Here is a 25,748-nt window from a genome sequence, read left to right on the forward strand (position 1 = left end):
GCGCGACGTCTGCGGGTTGGCAACCACCTGCCCGCTCAGGTTAGATATTTTTAAGAGCAAGTTGCCAATGCTCTGACCCGAAATAATTTATTAAAATGTTGAAATTATCTTCTTGTTACGCACAATAAGTAATCTGGATTAGCGCATCAAACGATACCGTCCTATCGTGTGCTTGTTTTAAGTCTGGCTGATGCTCCAGACAAAGTTTCCACGTTTTTTCCACGTTAAATCCTGCCCATTCTCAAAATGAATAAATGAGGAAAATCAGGTAAGCCTTTTAGGTATAAATACTTAGGAGAGATTAGGAGAGTAGCCCCAAGGGGAATCGAACCCCTGTTTCCGGCGTGAGAGGCCGGCGTCCTAACCGCTAGACGATGGGGCCAAATTGAATCTGGCGTGTATTGATTAATTGATCGAAGATATTTATTCCTGAAGCGAGGTCTTTAGAACCCATCTTTTTCCATGATCGGCGGACCTGACCGTTTTTTCTTCTTCTCTTTTCGTATCACGTCTTCCGCTTCAAGATCGCGTTTGTTCACTCCAAAAATCAGGAATACCATCATGGGATATGCTGGCAAGGTTAAGATACCCCATGTCAGCATGAACTTACCGCCAGCCGAAATTGTGCCCCCGTCAGTGCCTTCATTGCCTCCTGTTCCAAAAGCCAGAAAAAGAACGAATCCCATAAGCATGCCCATTAAAGAAGAAACCGCTGTTTTATGGACCACTTCATTCATATATAGTGTCGATAATATTGGGAACTCGGCCACATAAGCACCAAGAAGACCCAAGGTGCCCAAGATAAAAATCGCCATCATCAAAAAATCGTTGGTGATTGCTATGGTCGCCACTAGTTGATAGATAGGTGCCCAAAGGGCGACAATAAATGGATTGCGATAAATATTCATAATTCCTCAATAAAAAAGTTCTCCCTCTAGCTGGGGAGGCAGATATCAAAAGTCAGTCAGACAAATTATTGTAATTTAAGGTAATTAGTGTTATTCCCAATTGGCTCCATGCCTAATGGCGAATGTCAGGGGATGGCTCGGGTACAGGGATTCGAACCCCAACATTCAGAACCAGAATCTGACGTCCTACCGTTAGACGATACCCGAACACTAATTCCCTGGGAACCTTGTTTATAATAGTTTTAGATGCAATAACTGTCAAGGACGTTCCACCAGCCGTATAATCCGTAAACAATGATATTAAGGTTGGTAAAAAATAAGCCCAATTTAAAGCATTATTGCTTCTGACTGAACATAGATCGAATAAAAGGAACCCTATTATATGCGAGTGATTTCAGGCACAGCCAAAGGCACTAAACTTGTCAGCCTGGGTTCTGCTGATATCCGCCCTACCCTCGACCGGGTCAAGGAATCATTTTTTAATCAGGTCGGCCCCGGTCTCAATGGTATGAGCTTTCTCGACCTCTTCGCCGGCAGCGGTAGCATGGGTATTGAAGCACTCAGCCGGGGAGCTGAAAAAGTTGTGTTCGTGGAACCCAACAGGGAGGCCCAAAGCATCATTCTGCAAAATCTTGAAAAATGCAAAATGACAGCAAACTCTACTTGCTGGGATTTGTTGAAGTCCCCAGCCCTTGCAGGGTTAAAAACTGTAAAGGAACAGAAACTGGGCTTCGACCTGGTTTATGTTGACCCGCCCTTCGATGATAATCTGTACGAAGAAACCTTGCTGGAACTACCTGAAGTTATTGTTAAAAGCTCTATAGTCGTTGTGGAACATTTCCATAAAACGGTTTTAAGAAAAAACTATGATAAACTTGTGGTTTATAAAGATCGGCGTTTGGGCGATTCCTGCCTTTCTTTTTATCATTTAGACGACTCCCTTTAGTTATGACAGATACTGGAAAAATTGTTGTGGCCATGAGCGGTGGAGTGGACAGCTCCGTAGCCGCCGGGATCATGAAAGAACGTGGGCTTGAAGTCGTTGGGGTTTCCCTGCAGTTGTGGAACTATTCCAACTCGGACAACCGGTTCGGCACCTGCTGTTCCCTTGATGACATGGCCGATGCAAGACGTGTGGCAGAAAGGATAGGCATCCCTTTTTACATCCTTAACATGGAAAAAAGGTTCAAGGAAGAGGTGGTGGACTATTTCATTTCTGAATACATGCAGGCGAGGACGCCGATCCCCTGTACGCTTTGTAACCAGAAACTGAAATTTGAAGAATTACTCCATAAAGCAGAGTCGTTTGGAATCCGACGCATTGCCACCGGGCATTACGCCTCTATTGTCAAACACCCTTCAGGAAAGCTGATGGTGCGTCGTGGCCGGGACCGCTTTAAAGACCAGAGCTATTTTCTATTCAACCTGTCCCAGGAGCAACTGGCTCGTTTAGAGTTTCCTCTGGGCGAAATGGATAAACAGGAAGTACGCGAACGCGCCCGGGAACTGGGATTAAACGTGGCCGAGAAAGCCGAGTCGCATGAAATATGTTTCATTCCTGACAATGATTATCCCCGGTTCATCGCCAAACAGTTAAATGGAAGATCCCTGCAGGAAGGAGAGATTGTCAACACTGCCGGTGAAGTTCTGGGCAAACATCCCGGCTATCCGTCTTTTACCATTGGGCAGAGAAAAGGGCTTAACCTGGGTGGTCTGAAAGAACCGCATTTTGTCACACATATTGACCCTGTGAATAACCGCATCACTGTTGGCACCAAACAGGAGCTGGCCCAACCTGACTGCACGGTGAGCCAGGTTAAATGGAGCCTGGACTTTGACAAACCTTTTAAAGCCGATGTGCAAATCCGCTATCGTCATCAGGGAGTGGCCGCAACGGTAACACCGCTTGAAAATTTGCGTGCAAAGATTGAATTTGACGATCCGCAGATTTCCATTGCTCCAGGCCAGTCTGCTGTTTTCTATCAGGATGATTGCGTAGTCGGCGGCGGGTGGCTGGAATGAGCGAAGCGATTCAAGTAGCCGTTGAAGCGGCTTTGGCCGCCGGAAAGATCTTAAAAGATCGCAAGGATTCCATTGGGGAAGTAACTTATAAAGACTTTCATGATCCCGTCACTGAAATCGATCTCCTGTGTGAAAAAACAATCATCGATAGAATCAAGCAAACGTTCCCCGATCATGATATTCTCGCTGAAGAATCAGGTAATGACCAGGGCAATTCCTCAACCAGCAAATGGATCATTGACCCGATTGACGGAACGCTGAACTTTTCTCACGGTTATCCATGCTATTGTGTTTCGATAGGTTTGGAACATGAAGGTAAAGTGGAAGTAGGTGTTGTGTATAACCCCTGTCTCGATGAGTTGTTTGTTGCAGAGCGAGGTAAAGGAGCCACCCTAAATAATAAACCTGTCAAGGTTTCCACAATCCCGACATTAAAAGAAAGTCTTCTCGTTACAGGTTTTCACCCCAAGGTGGTAAATTCTCTGGATGATAATTTAAATCATTTTTGTCGTTTCATGAAGTTGTGCCAGGCAGTGAGAAGACCTGGCTCTGCCGCAATGGATCTGGTGTATACAGCAATGGGCCGCTTTGAAGGATTTTGGGAAATCAAACTCAGTCCCTGGGATGTTGCCGCTGGAGCATTGATCGTAACGGAAGCCGGTGGAACCATTTCGAAGTTTGACGGTTCCCCTGTGACAATTTACGATGAAGAAATACTGGCTACCAATGGGCGGGTTCATCAAGAAATGATAGATGTATTCCAGTCCGTACGCGGTTAAATAAATCTTTTCTTTTTTAACACCTCAGTTTCATGAAGCAATTATTTCTACTGCTTGTGACCTGTTCAATTCTGGCAGGATGCCAGACTACTCCGGACAAAGACTGTGTCGGTTGTGCCCGTGACCTCTATTTATGGAAAACAGCAGTGGACAAAGTAGCACTCGCCAACTTTCCTGATGAAGAATACAATCCTGTGGTTCATTACACAGACTTTTCAAACGCCTGGGTGACGACTGGCAAAGATATTCATATCACCGATGATCTTTTACAACAGCTGACGCAGGAACAAAGAATAGCTGTCGCGGCGCATGAAATAGGTCATTTAAAAGCAGGTCATTATTATACAAATATGGGAGTCTCAATTCTGACATCCATTGCCTTTTCAGTGGCAAATGTATTTGTTCCAGGTTTAGGCTATGCCGAGTATGTGGTCAAACCGGCTGTGGTTGGCGGGTTCTCTCGGCAACAGGAACTTGAAGCTGATAAACTTGCTGTCAGTTATTTGGTGAAAGCCAATATTCCACCTCATCATTTGATCGAAGTGTTTAAAGTTTTACGAAGAGACTCTGGAGGCAAGTCTGATGAGGCCAGCTATTTTTCCACTCATCCGACCACGAGCGAACGCACCAAACAGATAGAAAGTTATTATGGAACACCAATAACAGAGGAAGAAGAAAACTAGTCTTTCTCATTAACATCCGGCTTCACAAGATACGTATAACCGTTCAGTCCCTCCTTATAAAGGTTAAGAAAGTCATCAGCCTCCTGTTGTGTGACCACACCGCGCTGCACGCATCCGATCAGGAAGCCATCTATACGACCTGCCAGTTCATCCGCACTGAACTGAACGTAGTCGAGAACACCTGTTACATCTTCTCCTTCAATAATCTGTTCGTAGTTCAGCGAGCCATCATCTCTAAGAGAAACATGCACGGTATTGGTGTCGCCGAACAGGTTATGCAAATCTCCCAGGATTTCCTGATAAGCACCTGTAAGAAAAATACAAAGTGAATAGGTTTCTCCAGGTTTCAGGGAATGCACTCGCAACGTACTTTCTGTGCCCCGGTTAGTGCCTATAAAGCTGTCAATCCTGCCATCCGAATCACAAGTGATGTCTTCCAGCGTTGCATCTCGGTTTGGTTCCTCATTCAAACGTTGCAGGGGAACTACAGGGAAAACCTGGTCAATCGCCCAGGAGTCAGGCACAGATTGAAAAACAGAAAAATTACAAAAATATTTATCACATAGTTTGGTTTTAAGATTACGGATATCTTCTGGCAAAAACTTCAGCCGGGAACTCAGCTTTTCAATTTTTCGGCAAATGCCCCAGTAAATACGATCGGCAATAGCCCTATCTTTCAGAGATATCAAACCGAGCAAAAACTGGTTTTGTGCTGCGTCTTTCAAGTGAACGGCATTGTGCCAGGATTCAACAAGGTTTTTGTTGGATGTGGAGTCGAGCACATCAAATATCTCTTTAACCACCTCAGGTGCGTCTTCAGTGATTTTAATCTGACCATTCCATTCAGGGAAACTTGTCACGTCCAGCACATTGACAACAAGAATTGAGTGATGAGCCGTCATGGCTCTACCTGATTCAGAAATTATATTGGGGTGAGGCAGCTTTTCCGCATCGCAAATTTCCAAAATGTGATAAACCACATCGTTGGCATATTCCTGAACAGTATAATTTGTACTGGAAGCAAATGTTGATCTCGATCCATCATAATCTATACCCAATCCCCCTCCGACATCTATGTATTGGATATTGCAGCCAAATTTCATAAGCTCAGAATAATTCCTGCCTACTTCTTTCAGGCTGTCCTTGATCCTGCGAATATTAGTGATTTGACTTCCCAGGTGAAAATGGATCAGCTTGATACAATCGAGAATATTTTTACGTTTAGCGATTTCCAGCGCTTCCATCAACTCCATATTGTTCAGGCCAAACTTGGAATACTCTCCAGTAGACGAGGACCATCTGCCCTGCCCCGAACTAACTAGTTTGATACGTAGTCCGATATTTGGTTGAACCCCCAGTTCATCAGCCACTCTCTCAATCAACTCTAATTCGTTAAGCTTTTCAACAACTATGAAAACCTTTTTACCCAGTTTCTGGCTCATTAATGCCAGGCGAATGAATGATTCATCTTTATAACCATTACAGACAAGCAAGGCTTCCGGGTTATCAAGGATAGCGAGTATGGCGTGCAACTCCGGTTTGGATCCGGCTTCCAGCCCTATGTTGAAAGGCTGCCCAAACTTAACAATCTCTTCCACCACCTGCCTTTGCTGATTGACCTTGATCGGATAGACCCCGTGATATTTCCCTCCATACTCATATTCATCAATAGCTTGCTGAAACGAGTTCGCAAGGTTGGTAATACTTGCCCTGAGAATATCTGAAAACCTTATCAAGACTGGCAGTGAATACCCCTTGGACTGAATATCATCGACCAGTTTCTTGAGGTCAATATGATGTGCGCTTTTTCTATCAGAGCGAACAATAATATTTCCCTGTGGGTTGATGTCAAAATATCCACCGCCCCAACCATAAATATTGTAATGTTCGCGGGCTTCATCAATCGTCCATTTAGTCATTGCAGAGCTAATTCCTGATAAATTTTTCAATTATTGCGGATAATTTAAATTACTCCATCATGAGGAAATGTCAATTGAAAACAAAGAGATTTTTTGAGCATGTAAACTGTGTTATAAAACCGAAACCAGATTATTAAACCACCAGTCCGGAGATAAAAAGATTCATGAAAATAGAAAATGTAGAAATACGGGACATTGCAAAAGAATTTGGCACACCCGTTTATGTATATAGCCTTGCAACCCTTCGCCAGGCAATTTCTGAGATCAAGCAGTTGGCCCCTGTTACCCGTTATGCCATGAAAGCCAATTCCAATTCACGCATTCTTAAAGAAATGCTCGACAATGGGGTCAAGATTGACGCAGTAAGTGTTTTCGAAGTGCAACGTGCACTGCGCACTGGTTTCCTCACTGATGACATCTGTTTCACCAGCGATGTATTTTTTAACGATGACGATGTAACTTTTTGCCTCGAAAATAATATTTATTGCAATTGCGGCACATTGGGAATGGTCGAGGAGTATGGCAAGGCCCTGAAATTAAAAGGAACAGGTTCCTCTAAAATCTCAATCAGGATCAATCCCGGAGAAGGCGCTGGCCATTCAAAAAAAACCAACACCGGCGGCCCATACAGCAAACACGGAATCTGGTACCAGAACTTAGACGAAGTGAAGCGCATCGCCAATGAGTATGGACTGACTATTTCAGGGGTGCACATGCACATTGGTTCGGGTGGTGATATGGAACATCTCAAGCGTATAACAGGAAAGCTGGTGGAGTTTGCCAAACAGTTTGAAGAGGTTGAAACCGTCAACTTTGGCGGGGGTTTGCCCTATCAATATAACCCCGATCTGCAACAGGAAGATATCACCGGATACAAAACCATACTCGAAGAACGAGCAAAACTGTTAAAAGATCATTTTGGAAGAGACATTATCTGTGAAATCGAACCCGGAAGAAGATTTGTCGCAGGCTGTGGCACCCTGATTGGAGAAGTGCGCTCTCTCAATCATACCTTTGATGAAGAAGGCAAACGAATTGACTATGTTCTCACCAATGTAGGGTTTTGCCACCTTCTTCGTCCCATGGCCTATGGATCGTTTCATCCGATCTGGTTTGATGGTGATAACCTGGGGCCTGAGCAGGATCTTATTGTTGCAGGTCCGGTTTGTGAATCAGGAGATGTTTTGACACAAAAAGACGAAGAACCCGTTGCTCGCAAGTTACCCTTGCCGAATCCACGCGACTGCATTGTCATAGGTGGAGCTGGAGCATACGGTCACGTTATGTCATCGAACTATAATTCCCAGCCCCTAATCCCTGAAGTTATGGTAGATGGGGACCAGTGCGTTCAAACCCGAAGCCGCCAGACTCTCGATGATATCTTGAGGGAAGAAGTTGGTTGAGTAATTCTCATAGGTATGAAAGCCCCTTTAACCAAGAGAATAAAAGCTGGTCTGATATCTTCTCGTCGACTAAATAATCCCTAAATCAGGATGTTTGTCTGGGCCGCCTGATCCTACCTGATCATCATGCAAGAAGAGCCATTAACTTTTCAGAAACCAACCCACCCAAAATCCCCATACCTGTGAAAAACAAGATACTTTAAACAACGATCCAAAGATTATTTGAGGAGAATGAAGAAAGCCGCATGGAGAAAGTCAAACTTCATCCATGACCTTCTTGAATATTCAAAAGTTACGCAAGCGGTTTCAGACAATGGTATTGGAATTCAGGAAGCCTATTTCGGAAAAATATTCAAGCCTTTTGAAAGGCTTCATGGCAGAAGCGCATTTGAGGGAAGCGGAATCGGCCTGGCTATTTGCGAAAAAGCTGTCAAGAAACACAACGGAGAAATTAGCGTTCAAAACAACCAACCCCACGGAACTATATTTACTATCACGCTTCCTGAAAGGCAAAACCAGAACTAAAAACCCCAAGTTGTTTAAAAAAGCGGATCTATTTTCTCTGCCATCTGCACATCGGCTAAAGTAACACCACTCGCTGAATGGGTCCAGTAACGAACAGAAATGCGTTTGTAGTTAATAATGATGTCTGGATGGTGATTGTTATCTTCTGCCGCCTGAGCAACCTTATTCACAAAAGCGATTCCATCCATAAACGTTGAGGCATGGGTCACCCTTTCAATATAGGGCACCCCTTTATCATTCTTGTCTGTTTTCCAACCTGGCGCCATCTCACTTAACTTTTCTTCCAGTTCTTGCTCAGTTAAAGCAACTTTTTCTACCATTTTTACAACTCCATAAGTTTATCCAGCTTTTTACGTAAAGTGGTTTCGTGTGTCTTGTAAACAAAGCTATCCTCACCATTGATACGCACCACCGGAATTCGTTCCTTATAAGTTTCATATAAAGCAGCGTCGGACTCAATATCCTTTAGAGTCAGTGTCACCGGGTAATCAGGTATAACCCGCTCCACTATTTCCTTCGCATCGTCACATAGACAGCAGTCTTTTTTTGTCAAAATCTCAATTTGTATTTGCATGATATATCACAACCTGGGTCTCCCCTGCCAACTGTCATCGCAGGAATCTCCGGGTGACCTCTTTCCATTAGCTATTCGCCACTACATGGAGTGGGTCATGGTTGTTATTTTTCCCCAGACAATAAGGCAGGTAAAAAGCAGGATGAACCCGACCAGAACCGCCATAGCCACAGGCCGTTTTTTCCAATACCGTTCCTTATTTTGATCTACCAAGGGAATGGCAACCAAAAACAAGATGATTAAAGGAGGCGCAACTATCAAAGAAGGGACCCACAGGTTTTCCAAGGCAAAGATCCATACAAACTGCCAGGGTGGCTTGGTAACTTCCAGGCCTAATACCGGCTCTTCTCCCAAAGGCGGAGCAATAGTGAGCGCCAAAAGGCAAATCAAAAGAAACACTCCGGCACCCGCTCTTTGCAGATATGCGATGTGACGTGTAAAGGGCATGTCTTTACTTTTTTCCCGTGATTCAGGCAGAGGCGATAGCTTATGGTATTTAACGTAAAAAAGGTGTAACCCCAACAGCAACACAGTGATTATCGGGAGTAATGATATATGAGCCATATAAATCCGGTTTAGCAAAGGAACGCCTGGAGCAAAGGCTTCGGTCAAGGGCAGTCCCAGTATACCTATCTGTTCAGCAACCCATAGAAAATGCGCCAGGGCTTCATAGGCTTCCTGATCCCATTTGATCACCGTACCGGTAAATAGCAGCGTAACCATCAGCAGCATTAAGCCTATACCTATCAACCAGTTTATTTCACGGGGGTTTTTATAAGATGCTGTAAAAAAAACGCGTACAGCATGCAGAATCATGGTCACGGTCAATACTTCAGCCGCCCAGAAATGGATGCCTCTCAGGAACCAACCCAGATATATCTGGTCAACCAGATAATGAATACTCTGATTGGCGCGTTCAGGATCGGGAACAAAGAACTGTGCCAGCAAAATTCCACTGACAACCAAAACCATAAAAGATGACAGAGTCATACCACCCAGAGAATATTTTATGGAATTGGCATGTTCCGGAATTTCATATTCAAGGAGTTGAAGGCCTAACCGGTCTCGTAATAACTTTGAAAACCCGTTAGCCATGAGGTTATTCCCCTGGTCGCATAAATGTCAGGCCGGCAAAAGCTATTCCTGACAACAGGGTTATACCAACTGCGGCACCGTATCCCTTGCTTGAGGAAGAAACCCTCTCATGATGAGCAAGCTGAACTTGAGGCATCTTATGCTCATTATGACTTCCCTCCATTTTTTCATCTTCAATCGGAGTCGGTTCGACCAGTTCATCTTGTGTAAAAAGGTCTGTAGGCGAGAATAAATTGTCTAAATTATTGTCCGAATCAGATAGCGCATCGTCTTCCTGATCCTGCACCGAGTACATCGAGTCAGTGACCATCGGCTCTTCTATTTTTTTTTCTTCAGCTTTATGCCCTCCACCATGGGCAAAAGCTTTTGAGACGGGAAACAATAAAAGGGTTATCAGAAAAGCCGCTAACGAAAAACGGAAAATGTTCATGATCACCCCCCCAATACTATTTGAGCGAAAGAATCCAGCATTTCATCACTGGCCCAGTCTCTCGGCCCTATTGCTTTATGCACAATGAGTCCCTCGCGATTCACAATAAAAGTTTCAGGCACACCTGTAGTTTTATAAACTTTCTTCGCAACATCGCTTTCAGGGTCAAGCAATACTGGAAACGTTAAATTAAATTTTTTCATGAAAGGTTCAATCAGGCTCTGGTCAGTATCAACACTGATAGTCAGCATCTCGAATCCAAAGTCTTTATATTTCCGGTAAAGCTTTTCCATAGATGGCATTTCCACTTCGCAGGTGCCGCACCAAGTAGCCCAAAAGTTGATGAACACAACTTTACCCCGATAGTCAGATAGTTTGACCTTACCCCCTGCCAATGAAGGCAGTTCAAAATCAGGAGACAAAAACGCCTCAGCCGGGTATTCCGTTTCATAGGGTTTCAGTTCGACCTTATTGATCGACATCACAAATACTGACAAAAGAGCCGCAACCAGAAAAGTGTACGGAATATATGTACTGATGGGTTTTTCTTGAGCGATGTTTTCCATAACTGGTTTTAAGTCCTGCGATAGGGTCGATAAAACTTTTTGTCTACGGCAATTACAATTTCATCCAGAGTTTTTCCCTGGTTATACAACTCATAAGCGTAAAATACTTCTCCCAAACAGATATCACATTTAGAACCATGTCTATTTGTATAGCAAGTTAACAGGGTCTTGTGCCCATGATTTTTTTTGCAATAGCAATAGCAAAAAAGGCTATCAATTACTTTGGGGATTTCTGCAGCTATTCGATATGCCTTTGCCACTCGACCCGTGAACAAAGCATCAGACATAATTGGGCGAGTTTCAATCAAAACACCTGTTGCCGGGGCTACTGGTGGAACCTTCTGATTTGCATTGATCCCCACATAAACACCGCCAACGATCAGACACACCGCAAGACTTAACGCAACAAGCGAAATACGTTTTTTACTCACAGATGATTTATTTTTTTTCTTTCCCATAGCTATTTCTTACAATTTGAGTTGTGATTCTGTAAATTCTAAATGAGATGCGGCTTTTACCAATTGGTCAGAGTTTTTCCATTGCAGTTTATCCTGGGGAATAAGAAAATCACCTTCAGAGTTGCGGAAGGGCCTCCACTCCCGGTCCAAATATACCTCATTGGGTTTAAAACTTGCCTTATAGACCAGGGAAGTATTGTCGGCTATATAATAGCCAAGGTAAAAATATTTGATTCGGTTTTCAAGCGCAAAATCCATTTGCTTCAATACGCTGAAAGTTCCAAGGCTCATTTTTTTGTCAGGAACCTTATAAAAAGTATAAATGGCGGAAAAGGACTGGGAAGTTTTATCACCTAAAGCAACTCCAATCAGCTTTCCATCATAATAGTATTCAAATTCAATTCCAAAGGGGGTATTAACATAAAAAGACAGCCTGAAGTTTTGCTCATCTTCCACATCATCCTGAAGAGAAAAAAACCTTTCCTTATGCTGGAGATAAAGTTCAAACTTCTCATGGGTATATTCTGGATCACCAATCTTTACTTCAACGTCCTTACAGGAAACCAAGGCTCGTTTTTGATTCCGGGACATTTTAAAATTTTCCGTCCGCACGCGTATAGGGATACATTGGTAGCAGTCCTGACACTTTGGGCGGAAAAAATAATCTCCGAAGTGACGCATTCCATGGGCGAGTAGATATTCAAACTCTATCTCTGAAACATCTTCAAGCAGATATTCCTCAAAAAAGGATTTTCTATCCTTGAAATACCCACATTGAAACGTTCTTGAGTCTATAAAATGGGCTAGCATATTGATCTACCTCCGACAAGCGAAGGACTATCCTTAAATAGTAATTCTTCTAAATGGTCTTTATATTCTATAATATTTTTTAGCCAGATAACATAAAAGGATAAAAAACTTGCCTTCAGGCTATATTTTTCTTCTTCTATTGGCCGGCAGGTTTGAAATCACGCTTGAATTATGATTAACTTCCCCTGAAAAGAAAAAACACTCTCCCTGCTAAGGAGATTTATGGATTTGAAGGTATCAATCATCGTCCCCACCCTCAACGAAGAATTGGTTCTTGAGAACACTCTGACACAAATCCAACAACTTTCTCCTCATGAATTGATTGTAAGTGATGGGGGAAGCACAGATTCCACCAGTCAAATAGCCAAAAAGTTCACTCATCTCGTCGTATCAGGTCCCGCAAGTCGTTCTTTGCAAATGAATTACGGCGCAGAAAAAGCAACTGGAGACCTCTTACTTTTCTTACACGCGGACAATCGGCTTGAAACTGAAAGTTACCGGAAAATGATAGAATGCATGGAAAATACTAAATGGATTGGAGGCGCCTTCACACTTTGTATCGATTCCAAAAAATGGTCGATAAATTTAATCACCTTGTTAGCCAATATCCGCGCAAAATATTTTGGCCTTGCTTATGGTGACCAGGGATTCTTCGTTCGCAAAGAAGTTTTCAGTAAAATGAATGGCTTCTCCCCCCTTCCGATTTGTGAGGATCTGGATTTCTACCTTCGTCTGAGAAAAAAAGGTTCTGTGATCATACTGAATGAAAAAACTCATACATCCCCAAGACGTTGGGTCAAGGAAGGAATCGCCTTCACTACCGCTAGAAATATCCTGATCGCAATCCTGTTCAGGCTCGGATTCCCACCGCATACTCTGACCAAATGGTACCTGGCCATCCGCTAACCCACTCCAATGGGGAGATAAATACAAATGAATTTCAGGGTAAAAACAATATTCCTGGATTGAGAGGACTCTTCAAAATTATCAAGTTGCCACCCTCGCCAGAGGGTTAAATTACTTCGGTGAATACCAGAATCATCCAAATTACCAGGATGACATTGAATACCACCCCGATATGAAAGAATATATTGAAGAACCTGCTGTAGGTGAATTTATAACTGTTTTTTTGTTCCGTCATGGCTCAGTCCATAACCAGAGTGGTTAAACGTTTTGCCAGCTCTGATCCGCGAATGATCTTGCGCACAGGGCGTTCTATAAGGTTTAGACTCATATAAAGCCTATCCAGATTCATAAAAGTTTGCGACTCGGCAATCGCCTTACCACCCTCGTCTCTAATTTCGTTACGCCAGATACTCAAAACGTTCAAGTTTTTCAGGCTTGCAGATTTTGCAAGGGCAATTGCACCCGCGTCTCCCATCTTATTCGAGCACAGGTATAACTTTTTTAAATGAGTCAAATTGGGACTTTCGGCAATGGCCATAGTACCTTCATCACCAATTCCAGTACTATCGAGATGCAGAGCCTGCAATCCAGGTAGATTTTTAGAACACGCCACAGCACTTGCCCCTTGAGGGCCTATAGGATTTGAGTCCAGAAATAAAACCTCAAGATACTCAAGGTTTGGTGAACTCGCCAAGGCTTCAGCCCCTTTTGGTCCAATATTGTTAGCTTCCAGCATCAAACATTTCAGGTTCTTCAACAGTTCACCATTTGCCAGAAATTCGGCTTCCTCATCACCAATAATATTGTGATTGAGGTATAGAGAAACAAGACCGGTGAATCCTTTCACCTGGCTTAGAATTTCAATGGACTCTCCACAAAGCTGGTTCTGGCTGAGGAATAGTTGCTCGACTGAAGACAGGTCTTCCGCATCAGAAAGAAGGCGCAACTCATCTGGACCAATATTTTTATCCTCCAGATCCAGTAATTTCCCATCCGGAGTCAAATTTGCCAGAATGGCTTGCTCAAACTTTGACTTCACAGCCTCTTGCAACAGATATCCCTCCTCTTAAAATTGGATAATGATCGTGTACTTTAAAGGATTTCATATAAAAGATCAAACACCGGTTTGGCTTCTCTTATATAATATAAATATAACGCTGAATACATTGAATATGCTTTTCTCATTGAACCAATACCAAGCGGAGGAGGTTAAAAATGATCGTTGGAATTCCCAAAGAAATTAAAACAGATGAATATCGCGTATCAATGACCCCCGCTGGCGTTCACGATCTGGTAATCCGTGGGCATAAGGTATTGCTGGAGGACAAGGCTGGCGAGGGTAGCGGAATCACCAATCAGGACTATTTAGATCAAGGAGCAAAGATCGTTTCACGGCAGGACATATTTGCCCAGTCAGAAATGATTGTAAAAGTAAAAGAACCCCTTCCTGAAGAATATCCCTTATTACGTGAAGGACAAATACTATACACCTATCTTCATTTGGCACCGGCCCCCGAATTGACCCAGGCTCTCCTGGATAGAAAAGTGGTTGGAATAGCCTATGAAACTGTGCAACTGGCAGACGGTTCTCTACCACTTCTCATTCCCATGAGCGAGGTAGCTGGACGCATGGCAGTGCATGAAGGTGCAAAATATCTTGAGCGTGAAAATGGTGGACGCGGCATCCTGCTGGGAGGTGTCCCAGGTGTAGACCCAGGCCATGTGGTGATTATAGGCGGAGGTATTGTTGGGGCTAACGCAGCAAAGATGGCTATCGGAACAGGCGCGCAGGTCACTCTACTGGATATCAACCTTCAACGTTTACGCTATCTCGATGATATTCACGGAAGCCGGCTTAGAACACTGATGTCTAACAGGTTTAATTTACTTGAGTCACTACGCACAGCTGACCTCGTGATTGGTGCCGTACTTATTCCCGGTGCAAAAGCACCACGACTTATCACACACGAAATGTTAAAACCAATGCAAAAAGGTGCAGTCGTGGTCGATGTAGGCATTGACCAGGGGGGAATTCTGGAAACTTCACACCCGACAACCCATAGCGATCCTATTTTTGAGGTTGAGGGAGTGGTTCATTATTGTGTCGCCAATATGCCTGGTGCCCTGGCAAGAACATCGACTTTCGCTCTCACTAATGCCACTTTTCCATACGCCCTGGATCTGGCAGAAAAAGGGTACAGGCAAGCTTTAAAAGATGACCAAGCTCTTAGAGCCGGACTGAATATCTGTCTTGGTTCTGTGACCCACCCTGAAGTAGCAAATGCTCTTGGTATGAAATTTTTATCACCAGAAGACTTTTGCTAACCAGTGGGCGTGAGGCTAACGAGCAATTGCCTTGATATACCAGCAACAATTAACTCGACTTAACAAACTAATGAAAATTGCCACTCTCTCCAGAGGGGGCGTGGAGCCAACGGGCAATAGCTTTGATATTCTGGCAATGGACAAAACGGGTCAGTAAAACAAATGGATATTGGGATAGAATTGGCATCTTTATAAAAAATAAACATGAACTTCGTGAAACTTTCTTATAAGATATTGACCAAACTTTAAACTAATCAAGCTGGGAGAAATGGTAATGGGTGAAGGAAGTTTTCATTTCAATGTAAACAATCGTGATAGTGGTGGTTCAAAAGCCCAAATGACTAATAATGAAGACTCGTTTCTTCGTGCCATGGAAATCCTTGAACGCAGACGAGAAAAAGAAGAACTGGAAAACCCGACTCCAGAAGAAGTTATAGAGATTTCGGTTGAAGAAGAACCTATTATAGAGGAAAGTATTCAGGAAGAAGAAGTAGAAGCAACTGCAGAAGAAACAACTGTTAATGAAGATGAAACTCCCCCACCAACACCACAACCAACCCAAACCGCTCCAACTAAACCATCTGGAGGTGGTGTTCCAGGGCCAACACCAAGGCGGGATTTCACTTCTGAAGAAAGAGCGGCCATGCTGAAACGTGCAAAAGCTCATGCCGCGGAGGTCGATGCCAGAAAGAACAAATAGTAAATATTTTTTTCATAGTCGCAGGAGTTAAATTCTTTTGGCTATGCAAAGGAATCCTACAAAATCCTTGTCCGAACTATCCTTAAAAACCTTCTCATCCGAGACATTCCAAAGTCCTACAAAATTAACAAGAAAATTATGTAAGGTACAATTCAAATTAAAGGCTCAACCGAACCTCAGGCTGGAGACCTGCCTGCAAATAAGTTCAGTTTTGAAAAAAAGCTAAGAAGACAAAGTATCAAAACCGTGCTTGAAGTTTATGGTGAACAATATCTAAAAAATAAAAATGTTGACGCAACAATAGTTCATTGTGCTAATCATATTTATGGATTGACCCTTCCCTGATTTCTTTTTCAAAAGATTGTGTACCTTTGACAAGCTGACCACTTAAAAGGATAAGCCCAATAAGGTTTGGAACTGCCATCAGAGCATTCATCGCATCGGAAAAGTTCCATACCATATCCAGTTTTACCTGGGCTCCTACAAATACAAATATTACCCAGGCATATCGGTAATAATGAATGTATGTTTCACCAAATAGATATTCAAAGCATTTTTCCCCATAATATTCCCAAGCTAGTATAGTAGAAAAAGCAAAAGTCACCGTGCCAATGGTGACGATAATTTTCCCCCATAATCCTGGCAGGCCTGCTGAAAATGCTTGCAGTGTTAAAGCAACCCCCGTCTCCCCTGAAACCCAGGCACCTGTGGAGCTTAAAGTCAGTGCTGTTAACGAACAGACGATCAAAGTATCAATAAATGTTCCCGACATGGACACCAAGGCCTGCTTGGAGGGATGATTGGTTTTAGCTGCAGCCGCCGCGATGGGGGCACTTCCCATACCTGATTCATTGGAAAACAACCCTCGTGCAACTCCATATCGAATGGTATTTGCCAAAGACGCACCCGCAAAGCCACCTGTCGCAGCCGTTCCTGTAAAAGCATCTTGAAAGATCATCACTATACCTGTTCCTAACTGGTCCAAATTATTTAGAATAACTATTAAAGCACCGAGAAAATAGATCGCGACCATTATAGGTACAAGAAAAGAAGCAACTTCTGCGATGCGTTTAATGCCTCCCAGAACCACCATTCCGGTAAGCAACATCATTACACCGCCAACAAGAATACTACTAACCCCCATAGAACCATTTAAAGCGTGGACAGTTGTATTGGCTTGCACCATATTTCCAATTCCGAATGCGGCCATAGCTCCAAAGAAGGCAAAGCACATTCCCAGCCATTTTTGCCCCAGGCCATGTTCCAGATAATACATAGGCCCACCGGAAATTTCTCCTTTATGGTTTACCTGCCTGAACTTGACGGCTAAAAATCCTTCACAATATTTTGTGGCCATACCAACTAATCCCGTTAACCACATCCAGAAAATGGCACCAGGCCCACCCAATGCTACAGCCACACTCACTCCGGCAATGTTTCCTGTTCCCACAGTTGCGGCAAGGGCTGTCATGAGTGCACCAAAATGAGAGATATCTCCCTCTCCTCCACCTTCTCGGGAAAAGGTAAGTCTAAGAGAATAGAAAAGATGGCGTACCTGGATGCCCTTAAGTCGAATGCTCAACCAACAACCTGTTCCCAGCAACAAGAACAAAAGCCATGGCCCCCACATCAAACTTGCAAAGTCAGCTAAAAAAGTATTCATAATTTCTGGTTGTTATTGTTTTCCGACGGGTGAATTATAGAAATAAGAATAGAATAGATAGGATTAGAGAATAAAAACATCATAGAAAGGATGAAAAAATTATCTAGCGGAGAGAAGAGAGAGGATTTTTCTCTTTTTGTGCTTTACGGGTCTGCTCAGACCGGCGATACCATTTTGCCGCCTCATCCAGATCTTCCTCAACCCCGTTTCCATTTACATACATCCAACCCAAATTACCCTGGGCCCTTGCATGACCCTGGTCTGCCGCAAACCGATACAGCTTTACTGCTTTTTCCATATCTTTTTCAACACCGTCCCCTTCTTCATACATCATTCCCAGGCGGTACTGGGCCTCAGCATCGCCTTTTTTTGCGGCTATCCGGAACCAATTGGCAGCTTTGGAATAACTTTGTCGTGTGCCTCTTCCTTCACTGTAAAGCACCCCAAGGTTATATTGAGCCAGAACATTACCCTGTTCCGCAGCAAACCTGTACCATTTGACAGCTTCACCATAGTTCTGCTCCACTCCTATACCTCGACTATACATAAAACCCAGGTTGAACTGAGCGGTTTCATGACCTTGATCTGCGGCAAGCTTGTACCATTTCACTGTTTCCTTAGGTTTTTTCGCAACACCTTTCCCCTTCTCATGCAGATAGCCAAGCCTAAACTGCGCCAACCGGTTGCCATTATCTGCCGCAAGTCTGTACCATTTAACAGCTCTTTTATAGTTCTGAGTGACTCGCTCTCCAGACTCGTATAGTTGACCAAGGTTGAATTGAGCCTGGGCATTGTTTTGCTGAGCTGCCAAACGATACCATTTGATAGCCCTTTTATAGTCAGGAGTCACACCTTCGCCAATGTCATACATCAGACCCACGTTAAATTGTGCTGAAGCATTTCCCTGTTTGGCAGCCCGAGTATAAAACATCAGAGCTTTTTTAAAACTCTGCCGAACCCCTTTTCCTTTACTATAAAGTATCCCCAGATTATACTGTGCCGAAGCAATGTTTTGTTTTGCGGCAAGTTTGTACCACTTAGATGCTTTTTTATAATTACGCTTGACCCCTTCACCCTTGTCATACATCAGCCCAAGATTAAATTGAGCCAGAGCACTACCTCTTTTAGCCAGAGGTTCCCATTTATTAAAGGCGGTTTTGTAATCTCCTCTAGAGGCAGCATCCAAGCCATCCTGAAAGTCATCGGCTAAAACAGGACAAGCAATCTGAGACAAAATGAAAATAATAGGGACTACCAATAACTTCTTCATTTCTATTTCAGATGTAAAAAAAACAGCATTGATAATGGGTTTATTTTAGTTTCCATAGTATTATTATTTCGGATCAATTTGAGGAAAGCATGAAAGAAAAAGAAAAACCAGAAAAGCGAAGAGAAAACCCTATTTTCACGATTTGGGTCCATACTGGTTATGCCATACTGATTCTTTCAATGATTGGATGGATGGTCTACATGGAATTTTTTATGTAGTATCTGGTTCAAAAAGCAGACCAACCATTAAACCCTATTGAAAATTATAGAGTTAACTGAATTAAATGCTCAAAACCACCTAATGTTGACCAAGCTGAACAGGAAATTACCAGGTATTTTTATCTGACCGAATTTCCATTCGTTAAACAAGTACATTGTTATTTTATCTATTTAATATTAACAATCCAACCAAAAGATAGAACATGGCAAACGAAGAGCACTTCCAACTTATTAAAAACGGTATCAGTAGCTGGAATGAATGGAGAACCAAAAACCCGGAATTACAACCAGATTTAACCCAGGCAGATTTAAGAGGTGCCAAATTACAAAATATAAATCTTAGCAACAGTAACCTTAAAGAGTGCAAACTCCAGTTTTCAAACTTATCAGGAGCTAATCTGGAAGGAGCAGACATGAGTAAGGCCAAATTGCAAGAGGCCTGTCTACGTAATACCCAGATGAAAAACTGCAATCTATCTGGGGCCGGTATGCTGGAGTCAGACCTTCAGAATACTGATCTTGAGAATGCCAATTTGGAAGGTGCACAATTTAATGAAGATACTTTGTTCAATCAAACCAACCTTAAGGGAGCCAACCTCACCTCTGCGACAGGCTTGACAGCGACCCAGATAAGCTTAGCTCTTACAGATAAATCTACCCGATTACCAGATTATCTCGAAGAAGAAATAGACGATGACTTTCTCCTGCAGTTTTGAAGATATATCTTAGTATCCCGCAAAATCAGCCAGTCACCGTTTTATAAGCTTAGATCAGCTAAAAATAAATCCACCCAGAATAAACATACAAAGAAATATGTTTACACCTTTATGCCGTGTAATCATTTATTTATATTACAAACCAAATATTATAAAAGTATATGCACAATCCTGACTTTATCTTTTTACTGGTTCTTCATTTTTCTACACAAGGAAATAGACCGACAAACTCTTAATAACTGTCTTAACGCACTGAAACTCAAGAGTAAAGACTTTATCGAGCCATAATTAGCAAAAGAGATATTTAGGAAATTTCAAAATGTCGAATGGACTCGACAATCGATGAAGTAGCGCGAGAACTGATATACTTTTGCTGGTCATATCCCTTAACCATATCCCACCCGTTTTCAGGATATTTCTCAATCAATGGCAGTGCAACATCTTCAAGCATCCACTGCCCATGGCGGATATCCTCTCTAATATGAAGATCCCAATAGCTGGTTCTTTTATCACCTAAATTTAAACGGTGACCCGCCATTTTAATGTTTTGGAATGCAGCAGGCACAGAAACTTCTGTGTATAATAAACCGCCAATATATCGTAAGAAGTTCTTTTTTCTCTCTGATAGAAAAAAACTATGGTTAATATTTGCCAATACTTCCCAGGGAACACAATCAAAATATATTTCCGGCCTGGAATCCATATCACACTCTTCTAACATGGTCGCAAAATGAGTAGAGTGCTTTCTAGAGAGTTTTCCGCTTCCATATTCTTCCCATAAAATTCTGGCCAACATTGTCTGGACCTCGTTCCCGACTCCCCCCAACATTCGTGAAAGTTGGCTTGCCTCCACCAGACCATCAAGAGAGGCAATTGCCAGAAAAAGTTTATATCCAGATTCAGAGATTTCATCACGGATATATAGACCGTCCGGAGAAAGATTGGGCTGCAAGTCTTCTTTAACACGTGTTCTTAAAACATCAATAAGGTTTACACGATCTATTCTGGTGGAATTATCATCTTCCCAATTCTGCCATGCATCTTCAATTTCCTTACGCAAAGTAAACAGAAATACCGAGTCCTCGTTTGAGTAATTATCCAATGGGTCATACCAAAAGAACTTCAATCTGTTTATGCGGTATAAGATCCGTTGCAAAAACAAGTGCGCCTGGGAACAACCTTCGTTTTCAGTGAATGCATCTGAAAAAAGAGCTTTTACTTTAAACTTTAAGTTTTCAGCCCTATTCGGGTTTTGGGAAAAATACAGATCCAGATTACCTAACTCCAATAAATCTACAAATTCATCCTCCAATTCCTGATGTGAATATTCAAGGGTTACAAATTCTTCTTGAGAATAAAGTCTCATAGGGTTGAAAATACAAGGTTAGAGTTAGGTTTTGTTTGTGCCATAACGAAAAACCAATTCACACCTTAGCCATGGCAAGAGTCGAACCACAGTGATTTCTTAAGCAATAAAAAAGATGTAAAAGGGTATAGAGATAAGTAATATAACAAACACACATAACAAGGTCAAACGCACCAGACAATGTGAAGGAGAAATCTTAATTGTTTGAAACAAAAATTCTAAGTTCCGCGCCAGATACATTTTCCCCTGAGCAACAGTTTGCTGCCACGGTAGATAAAGGCTTATCACTGGATAACAAGTGTCTGCCATCATGGTTGATTTTTGATGAAACAGGAAGTGCAATTTTTAAAAAAATAACAGAGCTCGCAGGCTACCTTCCTGCCGCTTGTGAGTTTGAAATTATAAACAATCATAAAACTAATATCGCGAAACTTATACATAATGATTGTTTCAACCTGATTGAACTGGGCTCTGGAGACGGATGCAAAACCCAAATTCTCATTGAGCATTTTTTACTAAGCAAACTAAACTTTCACTACTTTCCTATAGACATTTCTAAAGGTGCCATCAACAACCTTGTTCACATTCTAAAAAAGAAACACGCCAACTCAAATCTGAAGGTTACTGGACTAGCCGGTGATTATTTCGAAGGATTAAGATCTATCACGAAAAGCGAATCAAATCAAAACCTGATCCTGTTTCTGGGAGTTACCTTAAACAATATGGATCCACACAATTCACGTTCATTTCTCAACAACTTGAAAAAATCAATGGGGCAAAAAGATTTTTTACTAATCGGGTTTGATCTTATGAAAGACCCCAAAATACTATACTCTGCCTACAATAATGAGTTGTTTGAAGAGTTTAATCTACACATGCTGGACCGCATCAATCAGCGACTTAAGGCAAACTTCAATAAAGACCACTTTGTGCAACAAGGGCAATACAATCCAATAACACGTACAGTTGAAAGCTACCTATACAGCACACGAAATCAAAATGTTTATATTAAAGAGTTAGATAAAGAATTTCATTTTAGAGCCTGGGAGGCGATGAAAACCGAGCAGTCTCTTAAATACACACTTGAGGAAGTGGAAAGTCTGGCTCTTGAAAATGGATTTGAAGTTGTTGAGAACTTATTTGACGTTAAAAAATACTTTGTGGATTCTATTTGGAGGATTGCTCGCTAGACAGGAGTTTAATTCAAGCAGCTAACCGCTTTACAACATTCAATCGCAGACAAGTACGGGCCTTATTATTTTCTTTCGAGAAACAAATCTCGTAAGATCCTAATTTTGAAAAAGCAATGTCAAAGGATTGTCCTGGCAAAAACTTTGAAACAGAAACTATCTCTTTGAGAAAGGGTGGTTTAGTTACTGTCAAATCATATAAATTTGTTTGAAAGGTATTGCGCACTGCTATATTAGAGTTTTGATAAATCTTCATAGGCACTTGCCTCGATAGCTCTAGTGATATCGCTTGGGGTTTTGCCTGTCCTAAGCTCACAAAAACTCCAAATGTTAGCAACAAACAAAAAATAGTGGTGCGCATAACTTACCTCTCGCATAAAAATAAAGTTGATCAAGAGTATAGCGGTAAGTAGCAGACACCCAATATCGGCAAAAAACCCTTTAAATAATAGGCGATAACTTATTATATTATAAGTGTTTCGCCTATATAAAATAACTTTCAACTTACTCTACATGTTACATTTTATGAAATCACAACCTAAATACATTGGAGAACTGTCGTTAATTATTTTTTTTTCTTTGTTAATTATGGCTACACCCATCTTTGCCCAAGAAAGTAACACCACGCAGAAGCAATCGATCTCTCCTTCCACCGGCATGAAATTCATTCAAATTCATAGCGGTTGCTTCAGTATGGGTACTGAAGATGGTTTCCGTTTTCAATCTCCCGTTCATAAGGTATGTGTGGATGAGTTTTATTTAGGTATATTTGAAGTCACGCAGGCCCAATGGATGAAATTCATGCCAAATAATTATTCAAAATTTTCTGGAGACTCTCGACCTGTAGAGAGAGTCTCATGGAATGATGCCAAAAGTTTTATCAAAGAACTAAACAAAGCTGAAAATACCAACAAATACCGCCTGCCAACTGAAGCAGAATGGGAATATGCGGCAAGAGGCGGAACCAAATCTCAATTTTACTGGGGGGATAAAATTGATAATAGTTATGTGTGGTATTTTGGAACCTCTAATTATAAAACTCACCCGGTGGGGTTGAAAAAACCAAACCCTTTTGGACTCTATGATATGTTGGGGAATGTGTGGGAATGGGTTGAGGACTGGTTTTCCAAAGATTATTTTCAACACAGCCCAGTTCAAAATCCAAAAGGCCCTGAAACTGGACGCTTAAAAGTCAAGCGAGGAGGATCGCAGGCAAACCTGATCAGTCATATAAAGTCACATACCCGATATCGTGCTTTACCAGATCATCGACATCATATTAATGGGTTTAGAGTTGCTTATACACACAATAAAAATTAAATATAGAAAGTTCAGCAAAAACAAGACCTATACTGTTAAAGAGAAAACCTCTTAATTCATTGAGACTGAATACTCGACAAAAAAGATAATAAAAGTCTATTCTTTATCCTTAGGAGGGTTCAACTTTTTCAGTTCGTGTTTCTCAATCAAACCATCTAATCTCATATTGAATGCCTTAGACTGAGTAAGTTCCCTGCCCCACTCACTGCCTATGACACCCGCTTCCCGGCTGATCAGAGGCATCTTTTTTTTCCAGTCATTCCAGAAAGGTGTCTCGAACATGGTGATAAGCTTTTTTATCGTATCGTGGGACATATGTTTGTCATAAACCGGTATCACCCGTTGCACCAGATCATCCATTTCCTTTTTTCCAATCAATTGATTGAATTCCCCCCAAAAAGCCTCAGGAACATTGGGGAATGTTCCAGTCACCATTAATGATACAGAGTTCATGAGGGTGTCCTGCATATAAGTCAACTGATCAAGAATTCCGGACACCTTAAGCAATTTTTCAATGTCTCTCTCTTTTTCATTTTTAGCAAAAGATGGATTGGTATTCACGCACAGCAGAAAAACTAAAATCACTATTATTGACTTTCTCTTTTTTAAGAATTCCATACACCCCTCAAATATTGATTAAAAAATTTCCTTATTTGCACTTGTATAATTAAGATATTTCGGTAAGCAAAACCTAAATTAAGCAGTTCATATTCTTTGGCTCTAAAATTTTTATTTTGAATTAGAATAACCACCCAATATTTATCCTTTTAAAAAACATATAACTAGCAGGAAAAAAGATATTTTTTTGCATATTTAAATTGATCCCCAACAAATTTTCTCAACCTATATGCACAGCAAATAAATTATTACGCTTCAGGATCGATTCTTATTTAATAAGGGTTTTGTTAAAACCATTCCCAGATATTATCTAGCTTATTAAAAAAAGATTTTAACAATCAGACTATCATGGACTTTAATAACTAACATCATAGTTTATGAAGATTAACCCCTTGACGAAACATATCTCTGCAATTAGCCTAGAACTCATATACTCTTTATATCTTTTAATTTTTTTATGAACACCGAAAAATCTAAAGCAGAAAACTCAAAAAAAAGCCTGCGAAATAAAGACTTTACGGGAGCTGATTTAAAAAAAGCAGATCTAAGTACTGGGGTTCTTATCGAAGCTTGCTTAAAAAATTCGGACCTATGCGAAGCTGACCTCTGTGAAGCCGATTTCAGCTCCGCAAACTTTGAGGGAGCTCATATGCATAGAACTCTTCTTTACCGTTCTCGCGGTCTGAATGCGAACTTTATGAATACTATACTGACTCAGGCTAATTTGGTCGAAGCAAATTTAAGTTCGGCCAACTTTTCCCATGCCAACCTACGTGAGTCAGATATTGAAGGTGCAGATTTAAAAAATGCACAATTTATAAATGCCAATCTCAGTGATACAAATATGACAGGAGTTTTTCTATCCAACGCCAATCTTTCGGGTGCCAATTTCACAAATTCGGATCTAATTGCCGCAGACCTGTCCGGATCCAATCTTACTGATGTTAATTTTGAAAACGCTTATCTAAATCATGCTGACATTTCAGGAGCAAACCTCACAAATGCAAAAAATCTCACCCAGGATCAAATTGAAACCACATTTTTAAGCCAAGATACAGTTTTACCTATACCCATTATATGGATCTCAGACACAGAGTATAAATTTGGGTAAATCAATAACCTCCCATCTGGTTTCCCTAAATTTTCAATCAGACCCCACTCTATATACCAGATTGAAGATTTAGTTCTTGTAAGTCATACTAGTATGTATAATCTTTATTATTTCCGGGGTTGGTGGCCGATACCACAAGCTCGTTGGATGAAACTTTAAGTCATCCCTTCCTT

Annotated in this window: 28 protein-coding genes and 2 tRNA genes; 13 read left to right on the forward strand and 17 right to left on the reverse strand. The window is 41.7% G+C overall.

Annotated elements, in window-relative coordinates:
• Positions 1-310: 310 nt before the first annotated feature.
• The 3 genes from F3741_00005 to F3741_00015 form a co-directional block, all read right to left on the reverse strand.
• Positions 311-382 (reverse strand) — tRNA-Glu (locus F3741_00005).
• A 61-nt stretch (positions 383-443) separates the two neighbouring features.
• Positions 444-908 carry a hypothetical protein gene (locus tag F3741_00010; protein MZG29187.1) on the reverse strand — a complete coding sequence of 155 codons (465 nt, stop codon included), beginning with the start codon at positions 906-908 and terminating at the stop codon, positions 444-446.
• Between the two features lie 133 nt (positions 909-1,041).
• Positions 1,042-1,115: transfer RNA gene (locus F3741_00015), tRNA-Gln, on the reverse strand.
• A gap of 175 nt (positions 1,116-1,290) precedes the next feature.
• On the opposite strand from F3741_00015, the gene rsmD reads away from it, so the two are divergent.
• The 4 genes from rsmD to F3741_00035 are packed head-to-tail and all read left to right on the forward strand — an operon-like array spanning position 1,291 to position 4,392.
• Positions 1,291-1,854 (forward strand): 16S rRNA (guanine(966)-N(2))-methyltransferase RsmD, encoded by a 564-nt coding sequence (gene rsmD / locus F3741_00020; protein MZG29188.1) that lies wholly within the window; start codon positions 1,291-1,293, stop codon positions 1,852-1,854.
• Positions 1,855-1,856: 2 nt separating this feature from the next.
• Positions 1,857-2,930 carry a tRNA 2-thiouridine(34) synthase MnmA gene (gene mnmA, locus F3741_00025; protein MZG29189.1) on the forward strand — a complete coding sequence of 358 codons (1,074 nt, stop codon included), beginning with the start codon at positions 1,857-1,859 and terminating at the stop codon, positions 2,928-2,930.
• Positions 2,927-3,709 carry an inositol monophosphatase gene (locus F3741_00030; protein ID MZG29190.1) on the forward strand — a complete coding sequence of 261 codons (783 nt, stop codon included), beginning with the start codon at positions 2,927-2,929 and terminating at the stop codon, positions 3,707-3,709. The genes mnmA and F3741_00030 overlap by 4 nt, the downstream gene beginning before the upstream one ends.
• 32 nt (positions 3,710-3,741) lie before the next feature.
• Positions 3,742-4,392 (forward strand): M48 family metalloprotease, encoded by a 651-nt coding sequence (locus F3741_00035; GenBank protein MZG29191.1) that lies wholly within the window; start codon positions 3,742-3,744, stop codon positions 4,390-4,392.
• On the opposite strand, the gene speA is transcribed toward F3741_00035, so the two are convergent.
• Positions 4,389-6,311: a biosynthetic arginine decarboxylase gene (gene speA / locus F3741_00040; GenBank protein MZG29192.1), complete on the reverse strand. Its 1,923-nt coding sequence runs from the start codon at positions 6,309-6,311 to the stop codon at positions 4,389-4,391. The genes F3741_00035 and speA overlap by 4 nt on opposite strands.
• Before the next feature lie 164 nt (positions 6,312-6,475).
• Between speA and F3741_00045 the strand changes: the two genes are divergently transcribed.
• Both F3741_00045 and F3741_00050 read left to right on the forward strand, forming a co-directional pair.
• Positions 6,476-7,714: a diaminopimelate decarboxylase gene (locus F3741_00045; GenBank protein MZG29193.1), complete on the forward strand. Its 1,239-nt coding sequence runs from the start codon at positions 6,476-6,478 to the stop codon at positions 7,712-7,714.
• A 231-nt stretch (positions 7,715-7,945) separates the two neighbouring features.
• On the forward strand, positions 7,946-8,239 hold the full coding sequence (locus F3741_00050; GenBank protein ID MZG29194.1) for a hypothetical protein: 294 nt from the start codon (positions 7,946-7,948) through the stop codon (positions 8,237-8,239).
• Between the two features lie 14 nt (positions 8,240-8,253).
• Here F3741_00050 and F3741_00055 read toward each other — a convergent pair whose 3' ends face one another.
• The 7 genes from F3741_00055 to F3741_00085 form a co-directional block, all read right to left on the reverse strand.
• The gene (locus tag F3741_00055) at positions 8,254-8,559 is read right to left on the reverse strand and encodes a 4a-hydroxytetrahydrobiopterin dehydratase (GenBank protein MZG29195.1); all 306 of its coding nucleotides are present in this window, start codon (positions 8,557-8,559) and stop codon (positions 8,254-8,256) included.
• A gap of 2 nt (positions 8,560-8,561) precedes the next feature.
• The gene (locus F3741_00060) at positions 8,562-8,813 is read right to left on the reverse strand and encodes a glutaredoxin family protein (GenBank protein ID MZG29196.1); all 252 of its coding nucleotides are present in this window, start codon (positions 8,811-8,813) and stop codon (positions 8,562-8,564) included.
• A gap of 81 nt (positions 8,814-8,894) precedes the next feature.
• Positions 8,895-9,908, reverse strand: coding sequence for a cytochrome bc complex cytochrome b subunit (locus F3741_00065; protein ID MZG29197.1), 1,014 nt, complete (start codon positions 9,906-9,908; stop codon positions 8,895-8,897).
• A gap of 4 nt (positions 9,909-9,912) precedes the next feature.
• Positions 9,913-10,338: a hypothetical protein gene (locus tag F3741_00070; protein ID MZG29198.1), complete on the reverse strand. Its 426-nt coding sequence runs from the start codon at positions 10,336-10,338 to the stop codon at positions 9,913-9,915.
• 2 nt (positions 10,339-10,340) lie between these two features.
• A complete protein-coding gene (locus F3741_00075) occupies positions 10,341-10,904 on the reverse strand; it encodes a TlpA family protein disulfide reductase (GenBank protein ID MZG29199.1) in 564 nt (187 codons plus the stop codon).
• Positions 10,905-10,912: 8 nt separating this feature from the next.
• A complete protein-coding gene (locus tag F3741_00080; protein MZG29200.1) occupies positions 10,913-11,362 on the reverse strand; it encodes a hypothetical protein in 450 nt (149 codons plus the stop codon).
• A gap of 9 nt (positions 11,363-11,371) precedes the next feature.
• Positions 11,372-12,172, reverse strand: coding sequence for an arginyltransferase (locus F3741_00085; GenBank protein MZG29201.1), 801 nt, complete (start codon positions 12,170-12,172; stop codon positions 11,372-11,374).
• A 222-nt stretch (positions 12,173-12,394) separates the two neighbouring features.
• Here F3741_00085 and F3741_00090 point away from each other — a divergent pair, with 222 nt between their 5' ends.
• Positions 12,395-13,078, forward strand: coding sequence for a glycosyltransferase (locus F3741_00090; protein ID MZG29202.1), 684 nt, complete (start codon positions 12,395-12,397; stop codon positions 13,076-13,078).
• Positions 13,079-13,316: 238 nt separating this feature from the next.
• Here F3741_00090 and F3741_00095 read toward each other — a convergent pair whose 3' ends face one another.
• Complete coding sequence (locus F3741_00095; GenBank protein ID MZG29203.1) at positions 13,317-14,129, reverse strand: hypothetical protein; 813 nt, start codon at positions 14,127-14,129, stop codon at positions 13,317-13,319.
• Positions 14,130-14,293: 164 nt separating this feature from the next.
• Between F3741_00095 and ald the strand changes: the two genes are divergently transcribed.
• Together ald and F3741_00105 are read left to right on the forward strand one after the other, a co-directional pair.
• Positions 14,294-15,403, forward strand: coding sequence for an alanine dehydrogenase (ald, locus tag F3741_00100; protein ID MZG29204.1), 1,110 nt, complete (start codon positions 14,294-14,296; stop codon positions 15,401-15,403).
• Positions 15,404-15,671: 268 nt separating this feature from the next.
• Positions 15,672-16,103, forward strand: coding sequence for a hypothetical protein (locus tag F3741_00105; protein MZG29205.1), 432 nt, complete (start codon positions 15,672-15,674; stop codon positions 16,101-16,103).
• A 313-nt stretch (positions 16,104-16,416) separates the two neighbouring features.
• Here the strand turns inward: F3741_00105 and F3741_00110 are convergent, their stop codons facing one another.
• Both F3741_00110 and F3741_00115 read right to left on the reverse strand, forming a co-directional pair.
• Positions 16,417-17,766, reverse strand: a complete 1,350-nt coding sequence (locus tag F3741_00110) for a sodium:alanine symporter family protein (protein ID MZG29206.1) — start codon at positions 17,764-17,766, stop codon at positions 16,417-16,419.
• A 103-nt stretch (positions 17,767-17,869) separates the two neighbouring features.
• The gene (locus F3741_00115) at positions 17,870-19,036 is read right to left on the reverse strand and encodes an SEL1-like repeat protein (protein MZG29207.1); all 1,167 of its coding nucleotides are present in this window, start codon (positions 19,034-19,036) and stop codon (positions 17,870-17,872) included.
• A 421-nt stretch (positions 19,037-19,457) separates the two neighbouring features.
• Between F3741_00115 and F3741_00120 the strand changes: the two genes are divergently transcribed.
• Entirely contained in the window at positions 19,458-19,970 is a 513-nt protein-coding gene (locus F3741_00120; GenBank protein MZG29208.1) for a pentapeptide repeat-containing protein, read from the forward strand.
• Positions 19,971-20,274: 304 nt separating this feature from the next.
• Here the strand turns inward: F3741_00120 and F3741_00125 are convergent, their stop codons facing one another.
• Positions 20,275-21,336, reverse strand: coding sequence for an iron-containing redox enzyme family protein (locus F3741_00125; protein MZG29209.1), 1,062 nt, complete (start codon positions 21,334-21,336; stop codon positions 20,275-20,277).
• Positions 21,337-21,536: 200 nt separating this feature from the next.
• Between F3741_00125 and F3741_00130 the strand changes: the two genes are divergently transcribed.
• A complete protein-coding gene (locus F3741_00130; GenBank protein MZG29210.1) occupies positions 21,537-22,526 on the forward strand; it encodes an L-histidine N(alpha)-methyltransferase in 990 nt (329 codons plus the stop codon).
• Between the two features lie 13 nt (positions 22,527-22,539).
• Here the strand turns inward: F3741_00130 and F3741_00135 are convergent, their stop codons facing one another.
• Positions 22,540-22,887 carry a hypothetical protein gene (locus F3741_00135; protein ID MZG29211.1) on the reverse strand — a complete coding sequence of 116 codons (348 nt, stop codon included), beginning with the start codon at positions 22,885-22,887 and terminating at the stop codon, positions 22,540-22,542.
• A 152-nt stretch (positions 22,888-23,039) separates the two neighbouring features.
• On the opposite strand from F3741_00135, the gene F3741_00140 reads away from it, so the two are divergent.
• Positions 23,040-23,846: a formylglycine-generating enzyme family protein gene (locus tag F3741_00140; GenBank protein MZG29212.1), complete on the forward strand. Its 807-nt coding sequence runs from the start codon at positions 23,040-23,042 to the stop codon at positions 23,844-23,846.
• A gap of 96 nt (positions 23,847-23,942) precedes the next feature.
• On the opposite strand, the gene F3741_00145 is transcribed toward F3741_00140, so the two are convergent.
• Positions 23,943-24,464, reverse strand: coding sequence for a DUF2059 domain-containing protein (locus tag F3741_00145; GenBank protein ID MZG29213.1), 522 nt, complete (start codon positions 24,462-24,464; stop codon positions 23,943-23,945).
• A gap of 457 nt (positions 24,465-24,921) precedes the next feature.
• On the opposite strand from F3741_00145, the gene F3741_00150 reads away from it, so the two are divergent.
• Entirely contained in the window at positions 24,922-25,575 is a 654-nt protein-coding gene (locus F3741_00150) for a pentapeptide repeat-containing protein (protein MZG29214.1), read from the forward strand.
• Positions 25,576-25,748 lie beyond the last annotated feature (173 nt).

Source organism: Nitrospinota bacterium (genome assembly GCA_009873635.1).
Classification (GTDB): Bacteria; Nitrospinota; Nitrospinia; order Nitrospinales; family VA-1; genus LS-NOB.

Bases quoted from the DNA above. Each gene is read 5' to 3' on its own strand.
- mnmA (MZG29189.1), top strand. From the start codon at position 1,857: ATGACAGATACTGGAAAAATTGTTGTGGCCATGAGCGGTGGAGTGGAC.
- F3741_00145 (MZG29213.1), bottom strand. From the start codon at position 24,464: ATGGAATTCTTAAAAAAGAGAAAGTCAATAATAGTGATTTTAGTTTTT.
- rsmD (MZG29188.1), top strand. From the start codon at position 1,291: ATGCGAGTGATTTCAGGCACAGCCAAAGGCACTAAACTTGTCAGCCTG.
- F3741_00010 (MZG29187.1), bottom strand. From the start codon at position 908: ATGAATATTTATCGCAATCCATTTATTGTCGCCCTTTGGGCACCTATC.
- F3741_00065 (MZG29197.1), bottom strand. From the start codon at position 9,908: ATGGCTAACGGGTTTTCAAAGTTATTACGAGACCGGTTAGGCCTTCAA.
- F3741_00045 (MZG29193.1), top strand. From the start codon at position 6,476: ATGAAAATAGAAAATGTAGAAATACGGGACATTGCAAAAGAATTTGGC.
- F3741_00075 (MZG29199.1), bottom strand. From the start codon at position 10,904: ATGGAAAACATCGCTCAAGAAAAACCCATCAGTACATATATTCCGTAC.
- F3741_00090 (MZG29202.1), top strand. From the start codon at position 12,395: ATGGATTTGAAGGTATCAATCATCGTCCCCACCCTCAACGAAGAATTG.
- F3741_00070 (MZG29198.1), bottom strand. From the start codon at position 10,338: ATGAACATTTTCCGTTTTTCGTTAGCGGCTTTTCTGATAACCCTTTTA.
- F3741_00080 (MZG29200.1), bottom strand. From the start codon at position 11,362: ATGGGAAAGAAAAAAAATAAATCATCTGTGAGTAAAAAACGTATTTCG.
- F3741_00035 (MZG29191.1), top strand. From the start codon at position 3,742: ATGAAGCAATTATTTCTACTGCTTGTGACCTGTTCAATTCTGGCAGGA.
- F3741_00060 (MZG29196.1), bottom strand. From the start codon at position 8,813: ATGCAAATACAAATTGAGATTTTGACAAAAAAAGACTGCTGTCTATGT.
- F3741_00115 (MZG29207.1), bottom strand. From the start codon at position 19,036: ATGAAGAAGTTATTGGTAGTCCCTATTATTTTCATTTTGTCTCAGATT.
- speA (MZG29192.1), bottom strand. From the start codon at position 6,311: ATGACTAAATGGACGATTGATGAAGCCCGCGAACATTACAATATTTAT.
- F3741_00105 (MZG29205.1), top strand. From the start codon at position 15,672: ATGGTAATGGGTGAAGGAAGTTTTCATTTCAATGTAAACAATCGTGAT.
- F3741_00125 (MZG29209.1), bottom strand. From the start codon at position 21,336: ATGAGACTTTATTCTCAAGAAGAATTTGTAACCCTTGAATATTCACAT.
- F3741_00135 (MZG29211.1), bottom strand. From the start codon at position 22,887: ATGCGCACCACTATTTTTTGTTTGTTGCTAACATTTGGAGTTTTTGTG.
- F3741_00150 (MZG29214.1), top strand. From the start codon at position 24,922: ATGAACACCGAAAAATCTAAAGCAGAAAACTCAAAAAAAAGCCTGCGA.
- F3741_00030 (MZG29190.1), top strand. From the start codon at position 2,927: ATGAGCGAAGCGATTCAAGTAGCCGTTGAAGCGGCTTTGGCCGCCGGA.
- F3741_00110 (MZG29206.1), bottom strand. From the start codon at position 17,766: ATGAATACTTTTTTAGCTGACTTTGCAAGTTTGATGTGGGGGCCATGG.
- F3741_00055 (MZG29195.1), bottom strand. From the start codon at position 8,559: ATGGTAGAAAAAGTTGCTTTAACTGAGCAAGAACTGGAAGAAAAGTTA.
- F3741_00120 (MZG29208.1), top strand. From the start codon at position 19,458: ATGGCAAACGAAGAGCACTTCCAACTTATTAAAAACGGTATCAGTAGC.
- F3741_00140 (MZG29212.1), top strand. From the start codon at position 23,040: ATGTTACATTTTATGAAATCACAACCTAAATACATTGGAGAACTGTCG.
- ald (MZG29204.1), top strand. From the start codon at position 14,294: ATGATCGTTGGAATTCCCAAAGAAATTAAAACAGATGAATATCGCGTA.
- F3741_00085 (MZG29201.1), bottom strand. From the start codon at position 12,172: ATGCTAGCCCATTTTATAGACTCAAGAACGTTTCAATGTGGGTATTTC.
- F3741_00050 (MZG29194.1), top strand. From the start codon at position 7,946: ATGAAGAAAGCCGCATGGAGAAAGTCAAACTTCATCCATGACCTTCTT.